This is a genomic window from Syntrophothermus sp. (assembly GCF_013314835.1).
Classification (GTDB): Bacteria; Bacillota; Syntrophomonadia; order Syntrophomonadales; family Syntrophothermaceae; genus Syntrophothermus; species Syntrophothermus lipocalidus.
On sequence record NZ_JABUEX010000161.1, the window covers coordinates 1 to 2052 of the forward strand.

Below are 2052 nucleotides of genomic sequence, written 5' to 3' on the forward strand. Positions count from 1 at the left end.
CCCCCTTTCCACTTACGCAGAGATCCAGAGCGCCCTCGTTCACCAGATCGGAAGGCCGCACGGCCTTGTTCCTGTTGAGTATATGATGCAGCAAATCTACGATTTCTTCACTGGACAGCACCACCGCTACGACTTTTGCCCGCGACAGGGCACCCGCGAGCATTGCCGCCCGGTGCTCAAGTATCCCGCGGGCCTTTTCGTATGGTTCACCGTTGCACCCGACCACAGCGTAACTGCGCCTGACCAGTACCGACCGCTGCGACATGAGCGTGTCTAAGTAAGATAAAAGCACTTCCGCATAGGAACGGCGCACGCTGGACGCATCTTTAACAGTGTTGCCGTAAAGCTCCGCTATCGCCACCCTGGTGTCAACCGCTTCGGCTGTGCACAAAAATTGCACTGGAAAGTCCATCCCCTGGCAGGCAGCCATCAGAGCATTTTCCACTGCGTGCTGTTCCCCTTCGGAAAGCAGGTCGAAGTTTACCGGGGTCAGTCGAAGTATTATGCGGTAACGGCCACGAGTAAGGTGCAGGATGCCGTCCCTGACGTCGTCCACTTCCCATAGATCGCGAAGGGACATCCTTGCACTTTTCTCCGGTATCTTTTTTTGCTGCTTCCTGTCTTTTTGCCACCTGCCACGTTCCGCACGCCTGTCGGCCCAGCGCAAAAGAAATGGTAACGACACGGCGACGGCTATTGCAAGGAAAAAGAAGACAAACCCAACTATTATAGCTCATCCCCCCAGTCATACCTGCGGCGTCTAAACCGCCACGAAAACCACCTGAACAGGTATTCGTCAGCGCCCATACCGGCCGCCGCTGCGAAACTTAAAACCCCTCCCGCAATGAACCACAAAATGCCCGCCGGGAAGGCGATTGCCCATGGCACATGAAGCAGCCTCAGAAAAGACACGGAAAGGGCGGCAGCAACGCTGCCCCCGAAAAGATAGACCACCTGGCGCAGGGAGAGCACTCCGCCGATGACTTTCTCTTCCTCAGTCAAATCCATCGGAACTGGAAATAGACGCACTGCTTATCCCCCTTATTGGCCAAAAATATTCTTACCGATACCAAGGAACACTCCGGCAAAGAACAGTGCACCGCCGAGTATAATCCCCCCGATGGCAATGTACAACAACCCGCTCATCGTTTCGGCCCGTTTTTCGGGCCTGCCGCGGGACAACATCAGTTCTATGCCCCCAACGCAAACAGCCAGAAACAGCAGCGCGCCGCCGACAGGCATTCCAACGTCCTGCACCAATTTAATAATCTTTTCCGACAGTTGTTTGGGGTCACCTGGCGTTATTTCGGCAAACGCTGGGGTTGCCACTCCAATCATACCTGCAAACGCGGCGCACAGCACAGACGCAATCCTCTTTTGCATCGGCTTGAGTTTCTTGAACATTTCTCGTCATCTCCTTTGTATTAATTACCTCGTCGCATACTGAGCCAAGCCCTTGACCATCCCAACGAAGTACGGCGCCCCGTAGAACAGCAGCAGGCCGAGACCTACACAAAAGACGGCGCCGACAACTTTTTGGAACAGCTTCATGCCGCTGAACAAAATGAACAGGGCCGCTATGCCTGCCACCGCCAGCATTACCATCGCTACGGCGTCGGTCACCGGTGATGCCGCCACATACATTTTATCAAGCATGTCGTTAACTCTACCGATGAACTCTTCCGGGCTGACCGGGCGGATGCCGGCTGTAACGCCGCTTTGTCCAGTGTCCCCCATATCGGCGTGAGCCACAGTTCCCCCAAGAGATGCCAGGAGCATAGTTGATAGTATGAGTGCAACCGCAACTTTCTTTATCCTAAGGTTCAAAACTGCCTCTCCTTTCTGACAGTTTCTCGCTCCGCAGATGAGGATTTACTCATCACCTGCGGCTGGGATTTGCCGCCGCCGGCCAGGCTATATGCGTAGTAAATGTTCCAGAGCCAGAAGAACAAAGCTGCTATGCCCAGTAGCCCGAAGCTGAATATAGCTACAAGGTCAAGGATCAGGCCAGCAATGAATATCGCTATGCCGCGGCCGATTTTACCGCAATAC

Annotated in this window: 4 protein-coding genes and 1 pseudogene; all 5 read right to left on the minus strand. The window is 54.4% G+C overall.

Annotated features, from left to right (window positions below; all coding sequences use genetic code 11):
• Positions 1-580: TraC-like domain-containing protein (locus HPY90_RS15965; protein ID WP_287195976.1), on the minus strand; the 580-nt coding region annotated here is incomplete at its 3' end.
• A 146-nt stretch (positions 581-726) separates the two neighbouring features.
• Positions 727-1029 (minus strand): PrgI family mobile element protein, encoded by a 303-nt coding sequence (locus HPY90_RS15970; RefSeq protein ID WP_287195978.1) that lies wholly within the window; start codon positions 1027-1029, stop codon positions 727-729.
• Between the two features lie 12 nt (positions 1030-1041).
• Positions 1042-1404, minus strand: a complete 363-nt coding sequence (locus HPY90_RS15975) for a TrbC/VirB2 family protein (RefSeq protein ID WP_287195980.1) — start codon at positions 1402-1404, stop codon at positions 1042-1044.
• 24 nt (positions 1405-1428) lie between these two features.
• Positions 1429-1827, minus strand: a complete 399-nt coding sequence (locus HPY90_RS15980) for a hypothetical protein (protein WP_287195982.1) — start codon at positions 1825-1827, stop codon at positions 1429-1431.
• Positions 1824-2052: pseudogene (locus HPY90_RS15985) on the minus strand (hypothetical protein); the annotation flags it as partial. The gene HPY90_RS15980 and the pseudogene HPY90_RS15985, both read right to left, overlap by 4 nt.

What these genes read in the sequence shown, in the direction of transcription:
- HPY90_RS15975 (WP_287195980.1), bottom strand. Translation starts at nt 1,404, where the DNA reads ATGTTCAAGAAACTCAAGCCGATGCAAAAGAGGATTGCGTCTGTGCTG.